The 18,628-nt window shown below is 66.8% G+C and carries 14 protein-coding genes; 11 read left to right on the forward strand and 3 right to left on the reverse strand.

Annotated elements, in window-relative coordinates; genetic code table 11:
* The 6 genes from QZ329_RS07500 to prmA form a co-directional block, all read left to right on the forward strand.
* A partial coding sequence (locus QZ329_RS07500; RefSeq protein ID WP_295750518.1) for a S1 RNA-binding domain-containing protein occupies window positions 1–642 on the forward strand: 642 nt, incomplete at its 5' end.
* 231 nt (window positions 643–873) lie between these two features.
* A complete protein-coding gene (locus QZ329_RS07505; RefSeq protein WP_295750520.1) occupies window positions 874–3,924 on the forward strand; it encodes a leucine-rich repeat protein in 3,051 nt (1,016 codons plus the stop codon).
* 60 nt (window positions 3,925–3,984) lie between these two features.
* On the forward strand, window positions 3,985–5,394 hold the full coding sequence (gene mnmE, locus QZ329_RS07510) for a tRNA uridine-5-carboxymethylaminomethyl(34) synthesis GTPase MnmE (RefSeq protein WP_295750523.1): 1,410 nt from the start codon (window positions 3,985–3,987) through the stop codon (window positions 5,392–5,394).
* Between the two features lie 205 nt (window positions 5,395–5,599).
* Window positions 5,600–6,160, forward strand: coding sequence for a DUF1836 domain-containing protein (locus QZ329_RS07515; RefSeq protein ID WP_295750526.1), 561 nt, complete (start codon window positions 5,600–5,602; stop codon window positions 6,158–6,160).
* Window positions 6,161–6,162: 2 nt separating this feature from the next.
* Complete coding sequence (locus QZ329_RS07520; RefSeq protein WP_295750529.1) at window positions 6,163–7,032, forward strand: DegV family protein; 870 nt, start codon at window positions 6,163–6,165, stop codon at window positions 7,030–7,032.
* A 19-nt stretch (window positions 7,033–7,051) separates the two neighbouring features.
* Window positions 7,052–8,005 (forward strand): 50S ribosomal protein L11 methyltransferase, encoded by a 954-nt coding sequence (gene prmA, locus QZ329_RS07525; protein ID WP_295750614.1) that lies wholly within the window; start codon window positions 7,052–7,054, stop codon window positions 8,003–8,005.
* 45 nt (window positions 8,006–8,050) lie between these two features.
* Here the strand turns inward: prmA and QZ329_RS07530 are convergent, their stop codons facing one another.
* From QZ329_RS07530 to QZ329_RS07540, 3 genes are all read right to left on the reverse strand, one after another.
* The gene (locus tag QZ329_RS07530) at window positions 8,051–9,913 is read right to left on the reverse strand and encodes a J domain-containing protein (RefSeq protein WP_295750532.1); all 1,863 of its coding nucleotides are present in this window, start codon (window positions 9,911–9,913) and stop codon (window positions 8,051–8,053) included.
* Complete coding sequence (locus QZ329_RS07535; protein WP_295750535.1) at window positions 9,910–11,640, reverse strand: molecular chaperone HscC; 1,731 nt, start codon at window positions 11,638–11,640, stop codon at window positions 9,910–9,912. The genes QZ329_RS07530 and QZ329_RS07535 overlap by 4 nt, the downstream gene beginning before the upstream one ends.
* 114 nt (window positions 11,641–11,754) lie before the next feature.
* Entirely contained in the window at window positions 11,755–12,927 is a 1,173-nt protein-coding gene (locus QZ329_RS07540) for an S-layer homology domain-containing protein (protein ID WP_295750538.1), read from the reverse strand.
* 264 nt (window positions 12,928–13,191) lie between these two features.
* Between QZ329_RS07540 and rimP the strand changes: the two genes are divergently transcribed.
* The 5 genes from rimP to infB all read left to right on the forward strand — a co-directional run bounded on the left by rimP (window position 13,192) and on the right by infB (window position 18,579).
* Window positions 13,192–13,653: a ribosome maturation factor RimP gene (rimP, locus tag QZ329_RS07545; RefSeq protein WP_295750540.1), complete on the forward strand. Its 462-nt coding sequence runs from the start codon at window positions 13,192–13,194 to the stop codon at window positions 13,651–13,653.
* A gap of 50 nt (window positions 13,654–13,703) precedes the next feature.
* Complete coding sequence (gene nusA / locus QZ329_RS07550; RefSeq protein WP_295750543.1) at window positions 13,704–14,921, forward strand: transcription termination factor NusA; 1,218 nt, start codon at window positions 13,704–13,706, stop codon at window positions 14,919–14,921.
* Between the two features lie 103 nt (window positions 14,922–15,024).
* Window positions 15,025–15,297, forward strand: coding sequence for a YlxR family protein (locus QZ329_RS07555; RefSeq protein ID WP_295750546.1), 273 nt, complete (start codon window positions 15,025–15,027; stop codon window positions 15,295–15,297).
* Entirely contained in the window at window positions 15,294–16,028 is a 735-nt protein-coding gene (locus QZ329_RS07560) for a 50S ribosomal protein L7 (protein WP_295750549.1), read from the forward strand. Before QZ329_RS07555 ends, QZ329_RS07560 begins: the two co-directional genes overlap by 4 nt.
* A 133-nt stretch (window positions 16,029–16,161) precedes the next feature.
* Window positions 16,162–18,579: a translation initiation factor IF-2 gene (gene infB / locus QZ329_RS07565; RefSeq protein WP_295750552.1), complete on the forward strand. Its 2,418-nt coding sequence runs from the start codon at window positions 16,162–16,164 to the stop codon at window positions 18,577–18,579.
* Window positions 18,580–18,628: the final 49 nt, after the last annotated feature.

Here is an 18,628-nt window from a genome sequence, read left to right on the forward strand (position 1 = left end):
GCGGGCACCAAGAAGGGCATCACCGCCATCCAGATGGACCTGAAGAACGACGGCCTCACCATGGAGATCATTAAAAACGCCCTGGACATCACCTACGACGGGCGCTGCCAGATTCTGGACCAGATCATGCTCCCCGCCATCTCCGAGCCCCGGAAGGACGTCAGCAAGTACGCCCCCAAGATGCTGACCATGCACATCGACCCCTCCCGGATTCGGGAGGTCATCGGCTCCGGCGGCAAGGTGATTCAGAAGATCGTGGCGGACACCGGCGCGAAGATCGACATCAACGACGACGGGTCCATCTTCATCGCCGGCGTGGACGCCGCCAGCTGCGACGCCGCCAAGAAGTGCATTGACGACATCGTCTTTGTCCCCGAGATCGGCGCGCTGTACTATGGCCGGGTGGTGCGTCTTATGACCTTCGGCGCCTTTGTGGAGCTGGCCCCGGGCAAGGACGGACTGGTCCACATCTCCAAGCTGGCGGACCACCGCATTGAGAAGGTGGAGGACGCCTGCAAGATCGGCGACATGATGTGGGTGAAGGTCACCGACATCGACGAGAAGGGCCGGGTGAACCTGAGCCACAAGGACGCCGTCCGGGAGATCAAGGCCAAGGAGGCTGCGGGCGAGCGGGCCAAGTGATGGGTTCTTGAAAGAGCGTATCCAAAGCGAACATGCGCGCGCTGGCGGTCCGGAGCTCATCCGGGCCGAAGCGGCGGCAGACGATACCGCAGGACGGGCCGGAGGGCCCGTCCTGCTTTTTCCAGCCTGGAAAATTTCGCGCCAGGCGTTGAAAGCTGGAAAGGTTTGTGCTATGCTGTATCTGTGAAAGAAGCGCGGGACGCGCCCGCGCAGGAGAAGGAGGAGCGGAACATGAGGCGTTGGGTTTGGAGAGTTCTGCTGGCGGCTCTGCTGCTGGCGGCACTGACAGGAACCGTTTCCGCCGAGACGGTGGCGGACGGTTATTTTGAGTATACCTCGCTGGGAAACGACTGCTGGGAGGTGACGAAGTACAACAGCAGCGCCTCCAGCGCCACGATTCCGGATAAGTTCCGGGGGCGGCCGGTCACCTCCATTGGCGACAACGCCTTCGCGGGCAAGAGCAGCCTGAAGACCGTCACGATTCCCGAGACGATCACCAACATCGGGGCGAACGCCTTTTTCGGCACGGGGCTGACCAAGGTGGCGATTCCCTCCAGGGTGGAGAAGATCGGGGAGAGCGCCTTTGAAAACTGCACCTCCTTGTCGGCGCTGGAGTTCCGGGACAATGTGGCCGTCAACAACGGCGTGGCCACCGTCGGCGCAACGACCGAGATCGGCAACCGGGCGTTCTACCTGTGCAAGGGCCTGCGAAGCATCCAGTTTTCCGGCAGCGTGAAGAGCATCGGCGACAACGCCTTTTCCGGCTGCGCGGGACTGGGCAGCATTGTGCTGCTGCCCGGTACGACCCACATCGGCGAGAAGGCCTTCTCCCAGTGCGATAGCGTCACCATGGTGGTCATCGCCGGTACGGTGACGGACACGATTCCCACGAACGCCTTCAGCTATGTGAGGCTGAACGTGATTCACTACGGGGGAGACTCCTATCCGGGCGACCTGCCGGACGGCTGGACCCAGGAGGACAACATCCACAAGGTGGAGGCTCTTCGCAGCGTGACCGCCCCCACCTGCACCAAGGACGGCTCTGTCGACGAGCCCATCTCCTGTGAGAAGAACTGCAACCTCCGGCACGAGGCCGTCCGGCCGGTCCCGAAGGGGCACGATTATACGGACGCGAGCAAGTGGCAGGTGACCTACGACCCCGATCCCCCGCTGGCCTGCCAGGACCAGAGCGTGGTTTACGTGCGGGCGTGCGCCGTGTGCGGCCTGGAGAAAACGGAGCGGGAGACCATCCGGGCCACTGCGGACCATACGGTGAAGGTTTTGACGGAGGCCGAGCAGGAGGACGCCAAGTATATCAAGTCCGAGGAGCCCGCCACCTGCGGCGAGGATGGCAGCAAGGTCGTCGTGGCGGAGGTGTGCAGCGTCTGCGGCAAGGAGCTGAAAACCGAGGAGAAGACTATCCCCGCCACCGGGGCCCACGTTTACGACAAGGGACAGGTGACGGACGACTTCCTGATTGAGGCCCGCTGCGACCAGGAGGGACTGAAGGTGGTGCTGAAAACCTGCGACGTCTGCGGGCAGACGGAAAAGCGGCCCTCCTGCGACGTCTGCAAGGACGCCGAGGAGATTGACAAGGACCATTGGATCGATGACCACGGCGCGGAGGTTGTCACCGTTGCGCACCAGTTCCCGGCGGAGCCCTCCTTCACCGTGGACACCCCGGCCACCTGTGTGGACGAGGGGGAGGAGAGCGAGAAGAAGCTTTGCGAGGTCTGCGGCGCTCCGGACCCTGCTTTTACCGGAGGGCAGACCCGGCCCATCCCCGCCCTGGGCCATGACCTGGAACAGGGGACGGAGACGGTCACCAAGCAGCCCACCTGTACGGAGGCGGGCGAGAAGGAGATCAGTGAGCGGAAGTGCCTCCGGGAGGGGTGCGATTACGTGGAGCCCAAGACGACGGGAACCGTGCCTCCCCAGGACCATAACTGGAGCGCGGCCAGCGAGGTGGTGATCAAAGAGGCCACCTGCACCGAGGAGGGCTTGAAGCAGCTGGGCTTCCAGAAGTGCAGCCGCTGCGGCCAGACGAAGACCGGCGAGGTGGTGAATACCCCCAAGCTGCCCCACGAGTGGGGCGACCCCGTGGTGGATGAGGAGAACGCCACGGAGCCCACCTGCGGCGAGCCGGGAGAGATTCCCGCCACCGTCGCCTGCAAGGTCTGCGGCGAGGTCCGGGAGGAGGTCATCCCCCTCCCCGCCACCGGCGAGCATGCGTACGGCGAGTGGACCACGGAAAAAGAGCCCACCGCCACGGAGGACGGCTCCCGGAGCCGGACCTGCGGGACGTGCGGCCATGTGGAGACCCAGGTTCTCCCCGCCACGGGCACGCCGGAGGATCCCGACGGTCCGGACGACCCCGATAATCCCACGGATCCCGGCAATCCCGACAAGCCCACAGACCCGGACAACCCCACCACGCCGGAGACCAAATACAGCATCGACCTCATCCAGGCGAACCACGGGTCCGTCTCCACTTCCCGGAGCACCGCCGCAGAGGGAACCAGCGTGACGCTGACCGTCTGGGCCGACTCTGGCTATGAGCTGGACACCATCCGGGTAACCACCCCCGCCGGGTACAGCGTGTCTCTCTACGGAGACGGGCGGGACCGCTATACCTTTACCATGCCGAATTCCCGGGTGGAGGTGCGGGTGAACTTCACCCGGCGGTCTTACAGCAGTTCCTCCGGCTCGTCCAGCTCCTCCGGTTCTTCCAGTGGGAGCAGCGCTCCGGTGACCTCCGTCATCCAGAGCGTGCCCCGGATCAGCGCCTCCAGCCAGCTCTTCAGCGACATTCCCCTGAGCCACTGGGCGGCGGGCGAGATCAACTGGGCCAACCAGATGGGCTATATGAACGGCAGCGGCGGCCGGTTTAACCCCGACGGCAGCATTACCTTCCAGCAGCTCTGGATGGTTATGGCCCGCCTCACCGGCAGCCGGCCCGCCAACATGGAGGACGCCCGGCGCTGGGCCGTTAACGGCGGCTTCGCCGAGGGGGCCAACCCCGACATGGCTGTGAACCGCCACCAGATGGTGACGGCCCTGTACCGCTGCGCCCGGCTGATGGGCAGCACCAACAGCAATACCACCAGTCTGGCGGCCTACACGGACAGCCGCAACATCCCCATCTCCGCCAGAGGCGCCATGTCCTGGGCCGTGGCCAACGGCATTGTGAGCGGCACCGCCAACGGGAAGCTGAATCCCACCGGGACCCTTACCCGGGCCCAGTTCGCGGTGATCCTGTACCGATTTGCCCAGAGAATCTGACAACGTCTGACAGGGGCGGGCCCGGAGGCCCGCCCCTGTTTTGGAGGAAAGGAGCCTTGCATGGATACCATTGCCGCCATCGCCGCCGGAGGGAACGCCCCCTCCGCCATCGGCGTCATCCGGGTTTCCGGGCCGGAGTGCTTCGCGGTCTGCGGCCGGGTCTTCCGGGCCGCCCGGCCCTTCGAGGCGCTGGAGGCCCGGCGGATGGTCCTGGGAGAGATGCTGGACGGAGAGGGCCGGACCGTGGACCGGGGTCTCGCCGTCCGCTTCCCCGCGCCCCGCAGCTACACCGGGGAGGACTCCGCCGAGCTCCACTGCCACGGGTCCCCGGTGGTCCTGCGGGAGGTGCTGGCGGCCCTCTTTGCCGCCGGGGCCCGGCAGGCGGGGCCGGGGGAGTTCACGAAACGGGCCTTCTTGAACGGGCAGCTGGACCTGACTCAGGCGGAGGCCGTCATCGACCTCATTGACGCCGAAACCGCCGCCGCCGCCCGGAACGCCGCCGCCCAGCTGGACGGGGGCCTCCGCCGCCGGCTGGAGCCGGTGCAGGAGGCGCTGCTGGAGGTCACTTCCCGGTTTTACGCCGTGGTGGACTACCCGGACGAGGACATCGAGGACGTGAGGCCGGAGGAGGTGTCCGCCGCCCTCCGGGAGGCGGAGGGGGCCCTGTCCGCCCTGCTGGCCACCTGCCGCCGGGGCCGGGTGCTGAAAAAGGGCGTTCGGACCGCCATCGTGGGGCTGCCCAACGCCGGGAAGTCCTCTCTGCTCAACGCCCTGGCGGGGTATGAGCGAGCCATCGTCACGGATGTGCCGGGCACCACCCGGGACACGGTGGAGGAATCCGTCCTCTGCGGCGGGGTGCTGCTGCGGCTGATCGACACGGCGGGCCTCCGGGAGACGGAGGACCAGGTGGAGAAATTAGGTGTGGAGCGGTCTCGAAAGGCGATGGAGGAGGCGGAGCTGATTTTGCTGGTGTCCGACGACCAAGTGGACATGGAGAACCGGCCCCGGGCTTATTGGGAGGACTTCCGCCAGCTGTTGGCTGCGGTAGGCGGACAGGAGACGCCCTGGATCTTCATTGCCTCTAAGCGGGACCTGTCCGGAAAAACGGCTGGGTCTATCGGCGCCTGGGGCGGCGAGAGGGCCTGGAACGGTCCCGCTGCCTATGTGTCCCTTTCCTCCGTTACCGGAGAGGGCCTGGAGGACCTGGAAAAGGCCGTGACGGCTCTCTTCCCCGCCGGGGAGCCCGGGGAGGCGGGGAGCCTCCTGACGGACCAGCGGCAGGAGGACGCCGCCCGGCGGGCCCTGGAGGCCGTCCGCCGGGCCCTGGAGGCCCTGGAGAGCGGCCTGACCCCCGACGCGGTGCTTACCGACGGGGAGGCGGCGCTGGACGCCCTGGGAGAGCTGACGGGCCGAACTGCCAGAGAGGAGATCGTGGAGCGGATTTTCTCCCGGTTCTGCGTGGGGAAATAGCCCCCTCGCCCCCCCCCCTGCGGGGCAGGCGCCGCCGGGGTGGGAAGCGGCTGTGGAAGCCCATGAAAAAATATGTTTTTCAATCCCCCAAAATATGGTTTACAAAACCGCGTCCCGGTGTTACAATAACCATTGCGCAGCCGTCCGGTCCTGCCGGGCGGCTTTTTCATTGCAAACGGAACGGAATTTCAAGAAAGGACGACCCATGAACGATTTGACCGATCTCCAAGCCCGCCTGCGGGACCAGCGGCCCGTGGAGTGGGAGCAGCTGCCGGATTTCTCGCTGTATATGGACCAGGTTCTCTCCTACATGGACCGGCAGGTCATCCGCTTCGACGGGGACGACGGCCTCACCGCCGCCATGGTGAACAACTACACAAAAAGCGGCCTGGCCCCCCGGGCCGAGGGCAAGAAGTACGGCCGGGAGCATCTGGCCTATTTCACGGTGATCTGCGTATTGAAACGGGTCATGTCCACCCGGGACATGGACCTTCTGATTCGGGAGGAGCTCCAGGGAGACCGCCCGGTGCGGGACGGCTACGCCGCCTTCCGCCAGAGTCTGGACGAGGCCCTGAACATCACCGCCAGAGAGCTGGAGGCCCGGACGGGAGGCGGGGAGCTGGACGATGCCGCTCTGGCGGACGCCGCGATTCACTTCTCTCTTCTAAGCTATGCCGCCGGCGTGGCGGGAAGCCGCTGCGTGGCCCTTCTCCGGGAGGGAAAGGAGCCGCCCGCCAAGGGGAAAAAAGAAAAGGAGCGTGAGTGAGTATGGCCGGATACGTGATGATGACCGACAGCTGCTGCGACCTCTCCGCGGAGATGGCGGCGGAGCTGGAGCTGGAGGTGCTGCCTCTGCGGCTGGAGCTGGAGGGCAGGAGCTTTCAAAATTATCTGGACGGCCGGGAGATCGGCTTCCGGGAGTTTTACGAGAAGGTCCGCAATGGCGCCATGCCCGTCACCTCCGCCGTCAACGTGGGGGAGTTTGAGACGGCTATGCGCTCCGCGCTGGAGTCCGGGCGGGACGTTTTGTGCCTCTGCTTCTCCTCGGCCCTCTCCACCACCTACCAGTCCGCCGTCATCGCCGCCGGGGAGCTGAGAGAGGAATTCCCGGAGCGGAAGATTCTGGTGGTGGACACCCTCTGCGCCTCCATGGGCCAGGGGCTGCTGGTCTGGCTCTGCGTCCAGGAAAAGCGGAAGGGAAGGACCATCGAGGAGGTCCGGGACTACGCCGAGAGGACCAAGGCCAACATCTGCCACTGGTTCACCGTGGACGACCTGAACCACCTGAAGCGGGGCGGCCGGGTCAGCGCCACGGCGGCGCTGTTTGGGACCATGCTCTCCATCAAGCCCGTCCTCCATGTGGACAGCCAGGGGCGGCTGATCCCCATGGAGAAGTTCCGGGGCCGCCGGGCGTCCCTGCTGGCCCTGGCGGACCACATGAAGAAGACCGCCGCCGCCCCCGGGGAGTATCCGGTGTTCATCAGCCACGGCGACTGCCGGGAGGACGCGGAGTTCGTGGCGGAGGAGGTCCGCCGCCTGGGGGTGAAGGAGGTTCACATCAACTATGTGGGACCCGTCATCGGCAGCCACACCGGAGCCGGGGTCATGGCACTGTTTTTCGTCGGCAGGAGCCGGTGAGGAAAGGGGCGGTTTGGATATGCGCTGGCTGGAGGTACACATTGACACAAATCACGCCGGCCTGGAGACGGTCCAGGCCCTGCTGTCCGCCCTGGACGTGGACGGCGTGATGATCGAGGACGAGGAGGAGTTTCAGGACTTCCTGGAGAACAACCGGGACTACTGGGATTACGTGGACGAGGACCTGGAGCGCCATATGGCGGGCCGGTCCCGCATCACATTCTATCTGGAGGCCAGGGAGGCGGGCTTCGCCAAGCTGGGAGAGGTCCGCATCGCCCTGGAGGGACTGAAGCGGGAGCGGAAGGACCTGGGGACGCTGCTGATGACCCTGGAGGACGTCCAGGACGCGGACTGGGAGAACAATTGGAAGCAGTACTACAAGCCCATGGAAATCGGAGAGCGGCTGCTGGTCATCCCCCAGTGGGAGGAGGCGGACCCGGGAGACCGGACCCCCCTCTACCTGGACCCGGGCCTCACCTTCGGCACCGGGGCCCACGCCACCACCCGGCTGTGTCTGACGGTGCTGGAGAGTCTGGTTCGGGGCGGAGAGCGGGTGCTGGACCTGGGCTGCGGCAGCGGCATTTTGTCCGTGGCCGCCCTGCGGCTGGGAGCCGGGTCCGCCCTGGCGGTGGATATCGACGACAAGTGCCGGGACGCCGCCCGGGAAAACGCCGGACTGAACGGCATCGGCCCGGACCGGCTGGAGGTCCTGGTGGGGAACATCCTGACGGACGAGACCGTCGCGGAGCAAATCGGCGGGGGGTATGATCTGGTTCTCGCCAACATCGTGGCGGACGTGATTATCGCCCTGGCCCCCCGGGTCCGGGGACTGCTGAACGAAGGCGGGACCTTCCTCTGCTCCGGCATCATTGAGGGCCGGGCGGAGGAGGTGGAGGCCGCTCTGGCCGCCGCCGGACTGGAAGTCCGGAACCGGCGGGAGGACAACGGCTGGCACGCCTTCACCTGCCAATGAGGAAAACGGCGGCGGACCCCAACGGGTCCGCCGCTTTACGGTTTTCTAAGATGCGCTTTCCGCCGCCTGATCCATGACCAGGACCAGGCCCACCTTGTCCAGCTGGAGGTGTCGGACGGCGCCCCGGTAGAGGTCCGGGATGAAGCGTATCCCCTCGATTCTCTCCTGGGGGATGCAGAAGAGCGTGCTGCCCCCGGTGTCCAGGAAATAATGGACCCGAGGCTTGCCGCTGTCCCGGTCCGCGGCGATGACGTGGAAGAAGGTTCCGTCCCCGATCTGCGCCGCGTCCTGGTCCGCGAGGACGAAGGTCCCCTCCCCCAGGTGCTCCTGGGCCAGGCCGCTGTTTTCCAGAATGTAGCGGCAGAAGGCGGGGCCCGCCTGGGCGTAGCGGCTCAGGGCCTCCTCCGTGTCAAAGCCCTCCTTGGACGGGGCCTCATAGAAGGCCAAACCCCTGTGGCAGAGATACACCGTGTACTCCGCCGGTTCCCGGACCAGGTATTCCGTCTGGAGGCTGGGGTTTGCCAGAGGGACCTGATGCCACTCCTGCCGCGACAGCTCCTCCAGCAGCGCCCCCAGGGCGGCCACGTCCTCCTCCGCCCCCAGCAGGGGCAGGCTGAGGAGATAGGCCCCCGGCGCGTCGCCGGCGTTGTGGGAGTAGGACGCCAGGTCCAAATTCAGGTCCCGCTCTCCGGCGAAGTCCTCCAGAGCCTGTCTGACCAGAATGTGGGGATAGTTGGTCTGATAGCCCGGCCAGTATTCCGTGCGCTCTCCATAGGGGGAGGCGCGGAAGTGCAAATCCGGCTTCGCCGCCGGAGCAAAGACGCCGTCGGACGCGTCGTGGAGGAAGGGCTCCCCATAGTCCTCCTCCAGCCATTGGAGGGCCTGGACCTCCCAGCGGGCGGCCGCCCGGCGGGCGGTGAAATCCTCGTAGGCGGTGCGCAGGTTCACAGCCGTGCCCAGGGAAAAGAACGCCGCCAGAATAACGGCGCAGACCACGATGACCGCCTTCCGCCAGGGGGGATAGCTCCGCCAGGCGGTTCGCCAGGCGCTTTTGGCCCGGGCGGCCCGGCGCTTTTCCCCCCGGCCCACGTTCAGCAGCTTGTACAGGCGGTTGTACACCGGGTATTTGGAGCCGTTCTGGGCCTCATAGGCGGCGAAAATGGCCCGGCGGATCTCCAGGGAGAGGTCCGGGCGCTGCTCCAGAAAGTCCTCCAGAGCGAAGACGAAGTCCAGGTTGGCCCGGACGTTCAAAAACACCGGGTCGTTCAAAAACCGCCGCCACTGGGACAGGGGCGCTCCGGAGGAATCCAGCAGCTCCAAAGCGTGGGCCGCCGCCATCACCGCAGTCCAGGACGCCTCCTCTTCCTCCGCCCGCCGCCGCTGCTCCCGCTCCTGTCTGGCCCAGCGGGCCCGGTTTTTCTCCCGGAGCTCCTCCAGCTTCCGGCGGCGGGCCGCCTGGGCCTCCGCCTCCCCCTCGGCGAAGAGGCGCTCATAGTCCCAGTCCGCGCTCTCGGGTTCCGCCTCCGGCTCCTTGGGGTCCTCCGGTTCCTCGTGCAGAAGCCCGTCGTAATCCCAGTCCGGAGCGGCCTCCGGCGGAGGCTGGGGGGCCTGGCGGTCCTTCAAAAGCTCGTCATAGTCCCAGTCCGGGGACCCGGAGGTCTCCGGGGCCTCTGGGGGACCGCCATGGGCCCGCTCGGGGGCCCTGCCTTCCGTATCCTCCCGCTCCGGGGCGGAGCGGGCCCGGCGGCGGGCCATCCGGCTGGCCTCCTGATAGGCGGCGTGGAGGCGCTGGAAGCCCTCCGGGTCCTCCTCGGGGTGGGTGGTTTTCAGGCGCTGGGCATAGGCTTTTCGTATCTCCGGGAGGTCCGCCGGGCTCTCCAGTCCCAGCTCGGTCCAGGGCCAGCTCACAGGTCCTCCTCCTCGTCGTCCGGGGACTCCGGCGGCGGCAGGGCCGCGTCCCCCAGATAGGCCTCCGCCTGGTCGAAGAAGCGGTCCAGCCGCCGGGTGGCCTTGGCGATTTTCAGGGCCTCCTGGGTGGAGAGGACCCGTTGATACCAGTCCAAAAGCTCCGCCACCTGCTGGCGCAGGGACCCCACGGTGACGGCGTACAGCCGCTCGCCCCGGGCGGTCATGGCCCGGTACTCCTCCTGGTCCCGGGGATGGAGCTTCAGACGGGAGAGCTCCTTCAGCCGCCGCTCCGCCTCCTCCGGCGTCATGTCCCGGTTCTGGAGGACCAGACGCTCCGCGTGGCCGGTCTCGTTGACCACCTCCACCTCCAGAAGGCCGTTGATGTCATAGGTGAAGCGGATGCGCACGCTCTGCCGCCCCCGGGGGGCCGGGGGCACGGGGACCAGGAGCTTGCCCAGAAGGGTATTGTCCCCGCAGTAGCGGTGCTCCCCCTGGAAGACCTGCACGTCCACCTTATCCTGGCCGTCCCGTACGGTGTAGTAGATTCCCATCTTGCTGGTGGGCAGGACGCTGTTGCGCTCGATGATGGGGCTCATCAGGTCCCTCCCCGGCTCGCTCTCGTTGTACCGGGCCACGCCCAGGGTGAAGGGGCACACGTCGGTAAGGACCAGCTCCCGGAGGTCCCCGGCCCGGGCCTTCATCCCGGCGCAGACGCCGGCCCCCAGGGCGACGGCGGTGTCCGGCCGGCTGTCCTTCACGGGCTCCTTGCGCAGAGTCCGGGCGATGTAGCGCCGGACGGCGGGCATGCGGCTGGACCCGCCCACCAGGACGAGATCGTCCAGCTCCTGGGGGGAGATGCCGCCGTCCAGAAACACCCGCTGGATGGGGACGGTCATCCGCCGGAAGAGGGCCCCGCATTTGCGGATCAGCCACTCGTTGGAGAGGGTCAGGGAGGCGGAGATGACGCCGTCGTCCACGGAGAGGATGACCATCTCCTGCTGGGTCAGGGCCATTTTGCAGGTCTCCGCCTGCCGGACCAGCATCTCCCGCTGGCGGGGGGTGAGAGCGTCAAAGTCCAGCCCGCAGTCCTCGCAGAAGCCCCGGGCGATGGCGAGGTCGAAATCCGCGCCGCCCAGGCGGTTGTCCCCGCTGACCGCCGTGACGCTGACCACGTTTTCAAAGCGCTCCACCAAAGAAACGTCCAGGGTGCCGCCCCCCAGGTCGAAGACCAGGCAGACCTTGTCTCCCTCCCCCTCCCGGATGTGGCCGGTGACGGCGGCGGCGGAGGGCTCGTTTACCAGCCGCTCCACCTTCAGCCCCGCCAGGGCGGCGGCCCGCTTTGTGGCGGAGCGCTGGGCCTCGGCGAAGTAGGCGGGGACGCTGACCACCGCCTCCTCCACCGGCTCGCCGAGATAGGTCTCGGCGTCCTCCCGCAGGGAGCGGAGAATCAGGGAGGACAGGTCCTCCGGCGTGAAGGTCCGGCCCCCCAGGGAGTAGGTTTTGGAGGTGCCCATGTGCCGCTTGAAGCGGGCGGCGGTCCGCTCCGGGTGGGAGACCAGCCGGTCCCGGGCCGCCCGGCCCACCAGAATGCTTCCATCCTCGTCCACGCTGACCACGCTGGGGGTCAGCACCTCCCCGGCGGCGTTGGGGATGAGCTGGCTCCGCCCGTCCCGCCAGACGGCGGCCAGGGAGTTGGTGGTGCCCAGATCGATGCCGATGATTGCCATGTTGTGTCACCGCTTTCGTCGCGTTTTCGCTGGGGATATCATAGCATTTTGCGTCCGGGTTTGCAAGAGCAAACGCCGGGGACCGCCCAAGAGGGCGGTCCCGAAAGGGCGATGTTACGCGCGGCTGTACACCGTGGTGACGCCGTGGCGGTCGATCAGGCCGGAGAGGGGGCCCCAGGCGGACCAGCTGACCTTGCCGTTCTCCTTCAGCTCGCAGGCGGCGAAGGAATCTTTCTCCCGGTCTACGCCGGTGAGAATCAGCACCCGCTCGGCATAGCCGCCCTTGATGTGGACCATGTCCCCCGGCTTCAGCGTGTCGAAGCTGCGGTGCTGGGTGACGGGGGTCTCCTCGCCAAAGAGGAAGTCGCTGACCGCCATGCCGAAGGAGAGGCAGCCCTTCACGGGCCCGGCGCTGGGGGCGCTGTAGTCATAGCGGGTGGTGGAGCTCCAGACGGCGCCCTCCGGGCAGCCCTGCTTCACCAGCTCCAGAAGCTCCAGGATGTGCTCCTCCGTCCGGGTCTTCCCGTTGGGGAGGCAGCCCTCCTTGCAGCGGGGAGTCCCGGCGTTGACCCGGTCCATCATCTGCTGGACCGTCTCGTCCCCCTGGAGGCCGAAGGCGGGCATGTCCCTTTCCTCCCCGCCCGGATCCTCCTCCGGGGACTGGCCGGATTCTTGGAGCAGGCCGTCCAGCCGGGACCAGATCACGGCGGCCTGGGCGCGGTTCAGGGTGTCCTCCCCGGCGAAGCGGCCGCCGCTTTGTCCCCGGAGCAGTCCCATGGACCAGCAGGCGGAGACGGCGGCGCGGTAGCCCTCGGGAATTTCCTCCCAGTCCGCGATTTCCGGCCCGGCGGCCCGGGCGGCTTCCTCGCCGGGGGCCGCGCCCTCTTTGGAGACGAGGCTGCAGAGAATCCGGGCCATGTCATAGCGGCTCAGAGGCCGGTCCGCAAAATCGCCCCAGCGGTTTCCCGCCTCCTGGTAAGCGGCATAAACCTCCGTCCCCTCCAGAATGGGGAGGCAGGCGTCCAGATAGCGGTGTTCCCAGCTGGACTGGCCGGAGAGCTCCTCCGCCAGGAAGGAGCGGGAGAGAACGGCGCAGAAGTGGGCGGCGGTGACCTCCGCCTGGGGGCGGAAGCTGCCGTCCCCATAGCCGGAGATGACCCCGGCCTCCGCGGCCTCCTGAATGGGACCGGCGGCCCAGTGGTCCTCCGGCACGTCGGAAAAGCCCGCCGCCTGGGCCGGAAGGGTCAGGCAGCAGAGGGCCAGCAGCGTCAGCAGAGCTTTTTTCATAGTCAGGGAGTACTCCTTTTCGTTGGATTTCCCCGCTATTGTACCATGTCCCGGGGGAAACTGCAAGCGCGGGGTCCGCCTCCGGCGGCGGGACTGGAAATCGGAGACAATTAAATTCGCGAAAAGACTTGCGCTTTTTCATGAGCTGTGGTATATTGCATATGTTAGGTATGATGGAAGTGTAAGGGTTGGAGTGGACCGGCGGTCCGCTCTTTTTATTGGCCCTTTTCCCTTCCTTAAAATCCACCGGGAGGCGTTGCGTTTATGAAGAAGATCACCGAGCTCACCGCCGAATTGGCGGCCCCTGCCATCGCGGAGGCGGGCTGCACGCTCTGGGACGTGGAGTACGTCAAGGAGGGCGGAACCTGGTATCTCCGGGTGCTGCTGGACAAGGAGGGCGGCGTGGACATTCTGGACTGCGAGGCCGTGTCCCGGAAGCTCAGCGGCCTTTTGGACGAGGCGGACCCCATCGAGGGCAGCTATACCCTGGAGGTGGGCTCCGCCGGGGCGGAGCGGGCGCTGAAGCGCCCCGGGGACTTTGGGAAGTTCATGGGCAGCCCCGTGCTGGTGAAGCTCTACCGCGCCCTGGATGGGCAGAAGGAGATTCCCGGCGTTCTCACGGCCTATGACATGGAGAGCGGGGCTGTCACCGTGGAGTCCGGAGGGACCTCCCGGACCTTTGAGAAGAAGGACGTGGCCCTGGTCCGGCTGCGGGTGGAATTCTGAGAGAGACGCATGAACAACGTATTTTACAGTGGTAAGGAGAATCAGCAAAGATGAGAGGCAAAAAACAGAAGGAACCCGCCGGCATGAACCCCGGGGAGATCTTCGCCGCGCTGGAGCTGCTGGAGAAGGAACGGGGCATTTCCAAGGCCGGCATGCTGGAGCGGGTGGTCATGGCCATCACCACCGCCTACCAGAAGGACCACAAGGATGTGGAGAAGGAGAACATCCTGGTGGAGGTGGACGAGGTCCATAAGGATATCCGGATGTTCGTCCAGAAGACCATCGTGGACGAAGAGGACTATGTGGACCCCTTCAACGAGATGCCCCTGGCGGAGGCGCGGGCCATCTCCGCCCGGTATGAGGTCGGCGACGTGATCAACATCCCCGTGGATAAGATGGAGTTCGGCCGCATCGCCGCGGGCAACGGCAAGCAGGTCATCATCCAGGGCCTGCGGGAGGCGGAGCGGGGCATGGTGTACGACGAGTTCAACTCCAAGCAGCACGAGATTCTCACCGGCGTCGTCACCCGCATCGATCCCCGGAATGGCGCGGCCTCCCTGCGCATCGGCACCGGCTCGGAGTCCACCGAGGCGCTGCTGCTGGCGGGGGAGCAGGTCCCCGGCGAGCCCCTGGAGGAGGGGATGCACATCAAGGTCTACGTGGTGGACGTCCGCCGGGCCACAAGGGGGCCCCAGGTACTGATCTCCCGGACCCACCCGGGTTTGGTGAAGCGCCTTTTCGAGCTGGAGGTGCCGGAGATTTTCGACGGGTCCGTGGAGGTGAAGTCCATCGCCCGGGAGGCGGGCAGCCGCACGAAGATGGCCGTCTGGTCCCAGGAGGAGAACGTGGACCCCATCGGCGCCTGCGTGGGCCCCAAGGGCCAGCGGGTGGCCGCCATTGTGGAGGAGCTCCGGGGCGAGAAGATCGACATCATCAAGTGGAGCGAGGACCCCGCCGCGTTCATCGCCGCCGCCCTGGCCCCCGCCGCCGTGGTGGAGGTCCGCGTGGCGGAGGAGGGCAAGGCCTGCCGCTGCGTGGTGCCGGACGATCAGCTGTCCCTGGCCATCGGCAAGGAGGGGCAGAACGCCCGCCTGGCCGCGCGGCTCACCGGATATAAAATTGACATCAAGCCCCAGAGCTATCGGGAGGAAGAGGACCCCTTTGAGGAGCCCGAGGCGGCGGAGGCTTTCGCAGAGGAGCCGGCCGCAGAGGAAGCGGAGACTCCCGCAGAGGAACCGGCCGCAGAGGAACCGGCTGCGGAGGAGTGAGGAGGAGGCCGCCTTTGGAAGCGGCCCGCCGCCGGACAGACGGGGAGCCGTCCCCGGAGTCTCCTCAGAAAGCGCAAATCCAGAGAGAAGGGTGGTTTGAAACGTGCCCAAGGTGAAGAAGATTCCCCAGCGCCAGTGCGTGGGCTGCCGGGAGATGAAGGACAAGAAGACGCTGCTGCGGGTGGTCCGGTCCCCGGAGGGGGACGTGAGCCTGGATTTTTCCGGGAAGAAGCCCGGGCGGGGGGCCTATGTGTGCCCGGACGCGGCGTGCCTGAAAAAGGCCCGGAAGTCCCGGGCCTTAGAGCGGGCCTTTGAAACCGCCATTCCCCCCGAGGTGTACGACGCCATGGAGGCGGAGCTGGGAGGCGGAACATGACGAACAACCACATTCTCTCCCTCCTGGGGCTGGCGCTCCGGGGCGGGAGGCTGGCCGTGGGAGAGGAACCTGCGGCCCTGGCGGCGAAGAGCGGACAGGCGAGGCTGCTGCTCCTGGCTGCCGACGCGGCGGACAACACCCGCCGCCGGGCGGAGCATCTGGCCGGGGAGGGGCACTGCCTGTTTTTGACCCTTCCCTTCTCCAAGGCGGAGCTGGGCGGGGCCCTGGGCCGGGGCAGCGCCGCCATCGCGGCCCTGACGGACACGGGTCTTGCCGCCGCCGTGACGGAGCGGCTGGCCGCCCTGGACCCGGAGCGCTATGGCGGGGCCGCCGCCCGGATGGACCTGAAGCTCCGCCGGGCCAAGGAACGGAAGACGGCTCCCCGCCGGGACCCGCCGTCCAAGGCACCGCCGGGACCCCGCCGGGAGGAGCGGCCCGCGTCCCGCCGGGACCGCCGTCCCCCAAGGGACGGGCGGAAGCCGGAAGAGCGGCCCCCCCGCTGGAGCGGCGGCGGAAAGCCGGGCCGCCCCGAAGAGAGGAAGCACCCTTACGGCGGAAAGCCGGGCCGCCCCGAAGAGGGGAAACGTCCTTACGGCGGAAAGCCGGGCCGCCCCGAAGAGGGGAAACGCCCCTACAAAGGAAGACCCGGGCCCTCCCAAGGCGGGAGGTCCGGACCGCCCCGGAGCGAAAAACGGGATCATCCCCCCCGGAACCGGGGCGGGGGGCGCTGAGGTGCCGCCGCGCACAGGGGCCCCGGCCCCTTCTATCATAAAATTTCTCCGCTCCTGAGTCCGTCTGAAAGCCGGCGGCGGTCCGCCGGTTTTCAAACGGGCTTCCGGAGGGGAACAGAACGAGGTGTTTCGATTGGCAATTGAAAAATACAGAGTCCATGAGGTGGCGAAGGACTTCGGCCTTCCCACCAAGACCATTACGGAGATTCTGACCAAGTACGCGTCCGCGCCGAAGAACCATATGCAGGTGCTGACGGACCGGGAGCTCTCCATCATCTTTGACCGGCTGACCCAGGACCATCCTGTCTCGGACATCCAGGTCATTTTCAGCGAGACCTATCAGGAGGCCAAACCCGCCCCGGCGGAGCAGAAGCCCGCTCCCCAGAAGGCGGGCGGCAAGCCAGCCGCCCCGCAGCAGCCCCAGCGGACCCAACAGCCCCAGCGGCAGCCCGCCGCCTCCCAGCAGTCCCCCAATCAGCAGGCGGCCTCCGGCCAGCAGGGCGCGCCCGGCCAGCAGCCGGCTGCGGCCCAGCCGGTTGTGCAGAAGCCTGCCAGCCGGGTTCCCCAGAAGAAGATCGTGGACACCCGGAAGGGCGGCGACGTGAACCTCGCCAAGTACGACGAGCGGCTGGAGACCCTGGGCGGCCAGCAGGGCGAGCGGATGCAGCGCCAGCAGCGCTCCGGCCGGGAAAAGGTTCGGGGCGGCCAGCAGCGCCGGGGCGGTCCCGCCTTCTCCAACAAGCGGCGGCAGGATGAGCAGGAGCGCATGCGCCGCCTCCAGCTGGAGATCGCCAAGAAGGCCCCCGTCAAGGTCCAGATTCCCGACGAGATTTCCGTGGGCGAGCTGGCCAGCCGAATGAAGAAGACCGGCGCGGAGGTGGTCAAGGCCCTGATGAAAAACGGCATCATGGCCTCCCTGCCCCAGATGATCGACTTTGACACCGCCTCCTTCATCGCCGAGGAGATGGGCTGCAAGGTGGAGCGGGAAGTCGTCGTCACCATTGAGGAAAAGCTCATCGACGTCTCCGAGGACAAGGCGGAGGACCTGGTTCCCCGGGCCCCGGTGGTCGTGGTCATGGGCCACGTGGACCACGGCAAGACCTCTCTGCTGGACACCATCCGGAACACATCCGTGGCCTCCGGCGAGGCCGGCGGCATCACCCAGCACATCGGCGCCTATCAGGTCCAGGTGAACGGCAAGCCCATCACCTTCCTGGACACCCCCGGCCACGAGGCCTTTACCTCCATGCGCGCCCGGGGCGCCATGGTGACGGACATCGCCATTTTGATGGTGGCGGCGGACGACGGCATCATGCCCCAGACCGTTGAGTCCATCAGCCACGCCAAGGCCGCCAACATCCCCATTGTGGTGGCCGTCAACAAGATCGACAAGGAGAACGCCAACCCCGACAAGGTCATGCAGCAGCTGACGGAGCACGGCCTTGTTCCCGAGGACTGGGGCGGCGAGACCATCTGCTGCAAGGTCTCGGCCAAGAAGAACATCGGCATTGACAACCTCCTGGAGATGGTGACCCTCACCGCCGAGATGGCGGAGCTGAAGGCCAACCCCAACCGGGCCGCCTCCGGCACCGTCATCGAGGCCCGCCTGGACAAGGGCCGGGGCCCCGTGGCCACCCTCCTGGTGCAAAACGGCACCCTGCGGCAGGGAGACGTCATCATCGCGGGCACCGCCGTGGGCCGGGTCCGGACCATGCTGGACTACAAGGGCGGCCGCCTCACGGAGGCGGGACCCTCCGTCCCCGTGGAGATCGCGGGCCTCAGCGAGGCGCCCACCGCCGGGTCCTCCTTCTTCGCCGTCAGCGACGAGCGGATGGCAAGAGAGCTGGTGGAGCAGCGCAAGGCGGAGGAGCGGGCCAAGGCCGCCGCGCCGGTGCAGAAGGTCAGCCTGGAGAATCTGTTTGACCAGATTCAGGCCGGCGAGCGGAAGGAGCTGGCCCTCATTGTCAAGGCCGACGTCCAGGGCAGCGTGGAGGCGGTGAAGGCGTCTTTGGAAAAGCTCAGCAACGACGAGGTCAACGTCCGGGTCATCCACGGCGGCGTGGGCGCGGTGAACGAGTCCGACGTGATGCTTGCCTCCTCCTCCAACGCCATTATCGTGGGCTTCAACGTCCGGCCCGACGCCGCCGCCCGGGACGGCGCGGCGCGGCAGAATGTGGATATGCGGATGTACCGGGTCATCTACGACTGCATCGACGAGATCACCGCCGCCATGAAGGGCATGCTGGCCCCCAAGTACCGGGAGGCTCTGCTGGGTCACGCGGAGGTGCGGCAGACCTACAAGGTCTCCGGCGTGGGCACCGTGGCGGGCTGCTACGTCCAGGACGGCAAGATCGTCCGGAACTGCTCCGTCCGTCTGGTGCGGGACGGCATCGTCATCCACGAGGGTGTGCTGGGCTCCCTCCAGCGCTTCAAGGACGCCGCCAAGGAGGTCGCCAGCGGCTACGAGTGCGGCTTGACCATTGAGAAGTTCAACGATATCAAAGAAGGCGATATCGTGGAAGGCTATACCATGGAGGAAATTCCTCAGTAAGGCACACAATAAAGGCGGCGGGATCACCGCCGCCTTTATTTGAAAAGGA

The organism is uncultured Oscillibacter sp. (genome assembly GCF_910579365.1).
Taxonomy (GTDB): domain Bacteria; phylum Bacillota; class Clostridia; order Oscillospirales; family Oscillospiraceae; genus Oscillibacter.